Source organism: uncultured Anaerococcus sp., assembly GCF_963512375.1.
In the GTDB taxonomy this organism is placed as follows: Bacteria; Bacillota; Clostridia; order Tissierellales; family Peptoniphilaceae; genus Anaerococcus.
Genome location: NZ_CAUPMI010000002.1, coordinates 148,664 through 156,282, shown reverse-complemented (window position 1 = coordinate 156,282; position 7,619 = coordinate 148,664). Strand labels below are relative to the sequence as shown.

Sequence of the window (7,619 nt, the reverse complement as noted above, 5' to 3'; positions counted from 1 at the left end):
AGAAAAGTAAAATTAATTTCCTTTTCTCCTTGACTTTTGTTAGCAGGTTTTTGTGTCTGGATTTGGGGTACAATAATGTTGACTAGTCGGAAAGCGAAAAAGTCCCTTCGTGAGTACAGAACGGTAGAGGTGTCTACCTGGGCGACCTTTTTATATGGTTTTACCATAAAGAGTGGGAGTTGATGATGAAAAAGCACTTGTGAAGGAATCATGCTAGCAGATAATGCTATGCACCTGGGGTGCTTTTTTCTTTTTATTTTTCTTGACAGGCGTATTAAAGGGCGTATAGTAGTTATTAGAAAGGAGGTATTGCCTTTGAAGAAGAAAGACTTAATAAAAATTATACTAAGTCATGGCGGAAGTTTTGTTAGACATGGTTCAGACCACGATATTTATCAAAATGCTCAAGGTAATAAAAAAACACAATTACCTAGACATAATGAAATAAATGAAATCACCGCTAAAAAAATTCTTAAGCAGTTAGGGATTAGACCCTAATTGCTACCCTTAGGGGTAAGGCAATATAATTATATAGGGAGGATTTATGACAATGGCACAAGATGTTAAAGCATATCCGATTTACCTTAAAAAAACGAATAAAGGGTACGCAGTATGGAATGATAGTATACCAATAGCTACACAAGGTGAAGATTTAGAAGAAGCTTTGTATATGGCTAAGGATGCTATTGAATTGATGGCTTATGATGCTTTCTGTAATGGAGAAACGATTATTGAGCCTGATGAAGATGAGGGAACAGAAGATCAATACGACTTTAAAAATTTTGTTGTTTGTGATTTAGGAAGATATTTTAGATTAGAAAATGACACTAAAGTAAAAAAGAATTGCACCATACCAGAATTTTTAGCTAAAGCTGGAGAAAGCAGAGGGCTTAATTTTTCAAAAATTTTAACTTATGCTCTTGAAAAAGAATTAAAGTTAGTATAGAATAAAGACAAAGGCAATACCACTAAACCACTCAGAAATGGGTGGTTTTTTGTGCTTATTTTTAAATTGCTGATATATAGGGGCTAAGTTAATTTCTTTAGAGGGGTAATTATATACCTAAGAAATTTAAAGGCCTTAAAACGCAAAATACGAAGCATTGTTGAAATTTCAATGTTTATTTTTTATGTTTATTTATTTTTTTATATATATTGGCTTTGTGTGGTATTTATCGTAAAAACTAGCAAAAAAGTCTTGACATATATATACTACTAGTAGTATACTAATATTAAGATAAGAGATACAAAATAAATAAAAAAATAAAGGAGATCAAAATGAAAGAAATTAAAGCAGTAGTAAAAGTAGAAGACATAATTGAATTATTTGAAGATGGTGAAGAAATTGTAAGAGTAGAAATTGATAAAGACGGTTGGAATGCGGTTTTAAAAAATGAAGCAGCTGGCTATGAAGATACAATTTATAAATTCGATTTAGAAAAAAATGATTTTGAAGAATGTGAAGATGTAGAAAATTATAAAGAGTGGCTAAATGATTCTTTTAGACAAGAAATAGAAGTAGAAGATTATACAATAAATATACAATTTGCATAGATAGTAGCCCCTTAATTGGGGCTAGAAAGTTAGTACATATATAAACATAAAGGAGATTAAAATGACAAAAGATATTTATAAAGATATTGATGTAAATGTAAGTGGTCAAGATTTGTTAGATATGTTTAGAGAGGTTGACTACGATGGAAAACCTGAACACGAATCAGTAAGGCTTGAAATCAATGAAGATGGCGAATACCACTTTGTTGATGATAATTGGGACGAAGATGATGATACAATTTATACTCAAATATACGAAAGAAGTGAGTGGTTAGAAGACCCTAACGAAGAAGTTATAATGGAGTATTGGGTACATGCACTTAATGAATTTTATCGCCACAATCCTATAGAGATAGGTACAGACAGATACACTAAAGAAAACGAAGAAGAGTATATTGTAGAACATAAAAGATTGTGGATTGCTTTTTATTAAAGCAGTGGTGGGGAATTTGGTATAAAAAAAGCTCTCACATGGAGAGCTTAATTGCCCCGCTAATGCGGGTATAAAATTTATTACCCTTAACTTATAAAAATTAGGGTCACCTCCGCTAATGCGGATAACTTATAACTTAATTATAATACGAAAAATAAAAAATGTCAAGGAGGTGAATTTTGACTGAAGGAAAAGCAAGTGAAGCTCAAAGGCGAGCAACAAAGAGATGGGAGAAGAACAATCCTGAGAGAGTGAAGTATTTAAGAAATAGAACTGCTGCAAGAACTTTTGTTAGGCATTATGCAGATGAAGAAGATATAGAAGAGTTGCTGGAGATCTTTAAGAAAGAAAATCCTAACTACAAACTTTAAAAAGGTATTGGTAGATGTGAGTAAAGCAAAAACAGTAGAAAGAAATATAGTTAAAGTTAATAATAGATACTATGTCAAGTGTAGTATCGCTGGAAAGCTTGTAAATTTTGGCTCTTATGAAACTTTAGAAGAGGCTAGAAAAGTTAGAGATGAAGCGGAGAAGAGCAGACCAAGTAGGTCTGAGTTGATGAAAGAGAAGAATGCTGAAAGGCTGAAAAATCTTAAAGAAGAACTTATTGGCAAAAAATATGGGATGCTTACGATACTTGATGTTTATACGGAGTATGTAGGTAAGCAATTATTTTATAGGCTATCTTGCAAGTGTGATTGTGGCAATATGACTAATCCTTTTATGCAAGCCGTGGTAGGCAAGAGTGCTGAAAATGTATCATGTGGATGTTATCAGGGCAAATCAGGTACAAAGGTGTTAGATACTTACTTATACAAGGGTACCAGGGTTAGCAATTTGCAAAGAAAAAGTAAAAGCAGGTCTGGAGTCAAGGGAGTATCTAAAACTAAGGCTGGAACTTACACAGCTAAGATAACCTTTCAAGGTAAAGAGAGATATTTAGGAACTTATAAGACCCTTGAAGCAGCTAAAGAGGCTAGGCGTGAGGCTGAAAAGAAGTACTTTTACCCTATAATCGAAGAATTTAATGAGCAAGCAAAGTACAAGATTGAGATTAAAAATTCTGATTCTGGAAAAAAGAAAAAGAAAGCAAAGCGTAAAAAGAAAGAAATCAAAATAGGCGATCAATATAATGAGCGGACTGTTATTGATAAAGGGAGCAAAGCAGGATATAGCCTCTGTAGGTGTTCATGCGGTACTGTAAAGGAAGTTAATGACATAAACTTAAAGTACAATAAATCTAAATCATGTGGTCATCTTAGAGGTCCAAAAAAATCTAAACAGTAAAAATGAATAAATAAAAGGGAGGCTTGAGCCTCCTCTTTTGTTACGTCTTATTGTTACGCTTAATTGATGTTTTATGACGTCTTATGATTTTAGACTTATCAAGAAGCGGTTAATTTTACGCCTCCTGATGTCTCTTGATTTGTTTGGTGGAGATGACGAGAGTCGAACTCGTGTCCGTGATAGCCTCACTTAAGACATCTACAAGTTTATTAAGTTTTAAGTTTTCGCATAAAAAATAAAAAACTTACAAAAAGCTTTTATGCTAGCTTCATCATACTAAATATAACTCAAAGCTTTGTTATATCAGTTGCCGTTTAATTATGAAACGAATATTAAACCAACGACAAGCCTAATATTCATTGCTATCCTATTGACTAGGCAGCTAGTGCGAAGTTTGCTTCGCTATTGTTATTTGCGTTTATATTTAATTATCAATTTACGTTTTGATTTACGACTTGCAATCAAAAGCTCTTCAATCACGTCGAAACCAAGGCATCCCCATGTACTACAATTATACTAATAATATAAGTCTTGTCAAAAAGTGGGATTTTATGTAAAATATAAGTAGAGAAAAGGTTTTCTAGTTATAATTCAAAAAAATGGGTATAAATAGAAAAAGAACTTAAATCATAAATCTAGGAGGTCTTATGAGAAACGCAAATAATACCGCAGCAATGCTTTTAGCTGGTGGTCAAGGTTCAAGGCTTAAAGCCTTGACAAGGGAAATGGCAAAACCTGTTGTACCTTTTGGTGGTAAATACAGAATTATAGATTTTGCCCTAAGTAACTCAACAAATAGTGAGATTAAAGACATTGGTGTTTTAACACAATATAAACCTCAACTACTTAACGAACACCTAGGAATCGGTACAGCCTGGGATTATGATAGAAACTTTGGTGGCCTTAGAATACTAACACCTTACTATACAGAAGAAGGTGGTAGATGGTTTGAAGGAACTGCTTCAGCTATTTATGAAAATATAAATTATCTTGATCAAGTAAATCCTGAATACGTACTTATTTTATCAGGTGACCATATTTATAAGATGGACTATAGAAAACTTCTTGATGTTCACAAAAAGAAGGGCGCAGATGCAACTATAGCTGTAATGGAAGTTGATTGGGATGAAGCTAGCAGATTTGGTATTATGAATACCGATGAAAATGATAAAATTGTTGAATTTGAAGAAAAACCAGAAAATCCAAAATCTAACTTGGCTTCAATGGGTATTTATATTTTCAATTGGAAGGTATTAAGAAAAGAATTAATTGAAGATTATGAAAATAAAGAATCTACAAATGACTTCGGCCATGATATTATACCTAAAATGCTAAACCAAGGATCTCCTCTATATGTTTATAAATTTGACGGATACTGGAAAGATGTTGGTACTGTAAGAAGTTACTGGCAAGCAAACCTAGATCTTATTGATCCTAACAACGAGCTAGATATTTATGATGATAATTGGAGAATTTATACAAAATCACAAAACCTTCCACCACACAGAGTTGGATTAAAGGCTGATCTTAAAGATACACTAGTAAATGAAGCATGCATAATAGATGGAAAGGTAAATCACTCTGTATTATTCTCAGATGTTGTAATAGAAGAGGGTGCAGAAGTTTATAATTCGGTTTTACTTAACGGTGTAAAGGTAAAATCTGGAGTGAAAATATATAATTCTGTAGTAGCAGAAGATATGGAAATCTCTGAAGATATAGGTAAAGAAAATGATGATAAAGTTTATCTAGTCAGCAGTGAAGGCATAGAGGAGGAATAATATGGAAAGTGTTGTTGCATTAGTATATAGTTCAGATTTTAATGAACAAAATTATGGACAGTTGTGTAAATATAGACCTGATTATATGCTACCATTTGGCGGTAGATATAGGATAATTGACTTTGCTTTATCAAACTTAGCAAACTATGATGTAAATAGGGTTGTTCTTTATGCTGGAAGTAAATTAAGAAGTCCTCTAGATCATATAGGCAATGGTAAAAGCTGGGAATTAAATAGGAGAAATGGCGGTTTGATGCTAAATCCAGTAAATCCTGATGCTAAACATCCTAATAGTGAAGTTGAGACATATTATGACACTATTAAATATTTCCAAGACCATGAGTTTGATTATGTATACATTAAAAACCCAATGTATATATCAAAACCAGATATCAATGATGCAAAGGAAAAAATGGCAGAAGAAAACTTGGATTGCCTAATTTTTTCAAATAAAATAATAGATAAAGATGGGGAATACCTAAATCAAGCTATAATTAATTCTGATGATGAAGGAAAACCTGTAAATGTAGGTCTAAACTTAGGAATTACCGATGAGATAGATCTTTTCCTTGGTTCTATAATGATGAAAAAAGATAGCTTCTTAAGAGTTCTAAGACATGCTATGCAAAATAATAGTGCAAATTCTATGCTTGCAGCTATCTTTGATTATCCAGGAAAATTAAATATTGATTTCTACAGACAAGAAAAAGAATTTGAAATCATAAAAGATATAAATTCATTCTATGAAGCAAATATGAAATTGCTAAATAAAGAAATTTTTGATAAACTATTCTATGAAGATGGCCTAGTTTATACTAAATCTAAAGACGAACCATCAACATCTTATACTAAAAATTGCGAAGTTAAAAATTCACTTATAGCCAATGGAGCTATTATAGAAGGTGAAGTAGAAAACTCAATAATCTTTAGAGGAGCCAAGGTTGGTAAGGGAGCAATAATTAGAAATTCAATTATTTTCCAAGATACAACCATAGAAGATGGCGCTATTCTTAACTTTGTAATAACAGATAAGGGAACAGAAATAGGACATGATGTAAGGCTATTTGGTAATAGATCAAATCCTTACCTAACAAATAAAAACGAATCACTTGAACTAAGGAGCTAAAGATGAATATACTTTTTCTTACTAGTGAATCAGTACCATTCATAAAGACAGGGGGCCTAGCAGATGTTGCTGGTGCCCTTCCTAAAGAACTTAAGAAAAAAGGCGTAGATATTAGAGTAGTTTTACCTCTTTATAAGAAAATCTCTGAAAGCTACAGAGAAAAGATGGAAAAAATTACAGAATTCTATGTAGATTTAGATTGGAAGCACCAGTATGCAGGTGTTTATCAACTTGAATGGGATGGAGTTACTTACTACTTTATAGATAACCTAGAATATTTTGATAGGGATGGACTCTATGGTTTTGGCGATGATGCCGAAAGATTTATATTCTTTTCAAAAGCCTGCACCCTATTACCTAAAGAAATAAACTTCAAACCAGACATCATTCATTCAAATGACTGGCATACAGCTATGGTAAATGTATTTGTAAATGACTATAGGATTGGCGATCCTTATTATGATGATATAAGAACCCTATTTACAATCCACAACCTCAAATACCAAGGTGTATTTGATTCTGAAAACCTAAGACTAGCTGGTCTTGATGGAAGATATTTTAATGAAAATGACCTTAAATTTTACGATGCTATAAACTTTATTAAGGGAGGTATAATCCATGCCACCCATGTAAATACTGTATCAGAAAATTACGCAAGGGAAATCCAATATCCATTTTATGGCGAGGGCCTTGACGGGGTCATTAGACAATATAATTACAAGCTAGATGGTATAGTAAATGGAATAGACTTTGATGTTTGGAATCCAAAAACAGATCAAAATCTAGCAAAGAATTATGATGTTGATTCAATTGATGATAAATACGCTAATAAGGCTTATTTACAGGAGCTTTATGGTCTTCCAGTTAGAGCAGACGTTCCAGTTTTAGGTATTGTATCAAGACTTAACGAAATGAAGGGTCTAGACTTGGTAAGATACATACTAGATGAGTTATTGCAAGAAGATATTCAGCTAGTAGTCCTAGGTACAGGCGACTATACTTATGAAGAGATGTTTAAATACTTTGAATGGAAATATCCTGACAAGGTAGCAGCAAGAATATATTATTCTGATAAAGAATCACATGATATTTATGCAGGTTGTGACTTCTACCTGATGCCATCAGTATCTGAACCATGCGGTATAAGCCAGCTCATAGCTATGAGATACGGTACTTTGCCAATTGTAAGAGAAGCGGGTGGACTAAAGGATACAGTTATACCTTATAATGAATATACAGGCGAAGGAACAGGATATTCCTTTGAAAATATTAATGCTCATGAGTTGTTATTTGCTATAAAGAATGCTGTAAATGTTTATAATACAAACGAGCAAGCCCATAGGAAATTAATAACAAATGCTATGAGTCAAAACAATGACTGGGAAATGTCATCAGAAAAATATTTGAAACTATACGAAGAGATTAAAGCTTAAGAGAA

Annotated in this window: 9 protein-coding genes and 1 other RNA gene; 9 read left to right on the top strand and 1 reads right to left on the bottom strand. The window is 32.7% G+C overall.

All coding sequences use genetic code 11. The features are described from left to right. The first annotated feature begins 315 nt into the window (after positions 1-315). The 6 genes from RRB46_RS02025 (at position 316) to RRB46_RS02000 (ending at position 3,274) form a co-directional block, all read left to right on the top strand. The gene (locus RRB46_RS02025; RefSeq protein WP_265213386.1) at positions 316-498 is read left to right on the top strand and encodes a type II toxin-antitoxin system HicA family toxin; all 183 of its coding nucleotides are present in this window, start codon (positions 316-318) and stop codon (positions 496-498) included. A 46-nt stretch (positions 499-544) separates the two neighbouring features. Further along, positions 545-946, top strand: coding sequence for a type II toxin-antitoxin system HicB family antitoxin (locus RRB46_RS02020; RefSeq protein WP_265213384.1), 402 nt, complete (start codon positions 545-547; stop codon positions 944-946). 332 nt (positions 947-1,278) lie between these two features. Then, a complete protein-coding gene (locus tag RRB46_RS02015; RefSeq protein WP_311537288.1) occupies positions 1,279-1,554 on the top strand; it encodes a hypothetical protein in 276 nt (91 codons plus the stop codon). 61 nt (positions 1,555-1,615) lie between these two features. Next, a complete protein-coding gene (locus RRB46_RS02010; RefSeq protein ID WP_311537287.1) occupies positions 1,616-1,987 on the top strand; it encodes a hypothetical protein in 372 nt (123 codons plus the stop codon). A gap of 179 nt (positions 1,988-2,166) precedes the next feature. After that, the gene (locus RRB46_RS02005; RefSeq protein WP_311537286.1) at positions 2,167-2,358 is read left to right on the top strand and encodes a hypothetical protein; all 192 of its coding nucleotides are present in this window, start codon (positions 2,167-2,169) and stop codon (positions 2,356-2,358) included. 16 nt (positions 2,359-2,374) lie between these two features. Further along, positions 2,375-3,274 (top strand): hypothetical protein, encoded by a 900-nt coding sequence (locus RRB46_RS02000; RefSeq protein ID WP_311537285.1) that lies wholly within the window; start codon positions 2,375-2,377, stop codon positions 3,272-3,274. A gap of 144 nt (positions 3,275-3,418) precedes the next feature. Here RRB46_RS02000 and ssrA read toward each other — a convergent pair. Beyond that, positions 3,419-3,774: a transfer-messenger RNA gene (gene ssrA, locus RRB46_RS01995) on the bottom strand. Positions 3,775-3,921: 147 nt separating this feature from the next. Between ssrA and RRB46_RS01990 the strand changes: the two genes are divergently transcribed. Genes RRB46_RS01990 through glgA form a run of 3 tightly spaced genes read left to right on the top strand, consistent with a single transcriptional unit; the run spans position 3,922 to position 7,614 of the window. Continuing rightward, entirely contained in the window at positions 3,922-5,055 is a 1,134-nt protein-coding gene (locus RRB46_RS01990) for a glucose-1-phosphate adenylyltransferase (protein WP_106460179.1), read from the top strand. A gap of 1 nt (position 5,056) precedes the next feature. Then, positions 5,057-6,181, top strand: a complete 1,125-nt coding sequence (glgD, locus tag RRB46_RS01985; RefSeq protein ID WP_297688888.1) for a glucose-1-phosphate adenylyltransferase subunit GlgD — start codon at positions 5,057-5,059, stop codon at positions 6,179-6,181. A 2-nt stretch (positions 6,182-6,183) separates the two neighbouring features. Then, the gene (glgA, locus tag RRB46_RS01980) at positions 6,184-7,614 is read left to right on the top strand and encodes a glycogen synthase GlgA (RefSeq protein ID WP_311537284.1); all 1,431 of its coding nucleotides are present in this window, start codon (positions 6,184-6,186) and stop codon (positions 7,612-7,614) included. Positions 7,615-7,619 lie beyond the last annotated feature (5 nt).

Excerpts from the sequence above, each read along its gene's own strand:
- RRB46_RS02020 (WP_265213384.1), top strand. The coding sequence starts at position 545 with ATGACAATGGCACAAGATGTTAAAGCATATCCGATTTACCTTAAAAAA.
- RRB46_RS02015 (WP_311537288.1), top strand. The coding sequence starts at position 1,279 with ATGAAAGAAATTAAAGCAGTAGTAAAAGTAGAAGACATAATTGAATTA.
- RRB46_RS02010 (WP_311537287.1), top strand. The coding sequence starts at position 1,616 with ATGACAAAAGATATTTATAAAGATATTGATGTAAATGTAAGTGGTCAA.
- RRB46_RS01990 (WP_106460179.1), top strand. The coding sequence starts at position 3,922 with ATGAGAAACGCAAATAATACCGCAGCAATGCTTTTAGCTGGTGGTCAA.
- glgD (WP_297688888.1), top strand. The coding sequence starts at position 5,057 with ATGGAAAGTGTTGTTGCATTAGTATATAGTTCAGATTTTAATGAACAA.
- glgA (WP_311537284.1), top strand. The coding sequence starts at position 6,184 with ATGAATATACTTTTTCTTACTAGTGAATCAGTACCATTCATAAAGACA.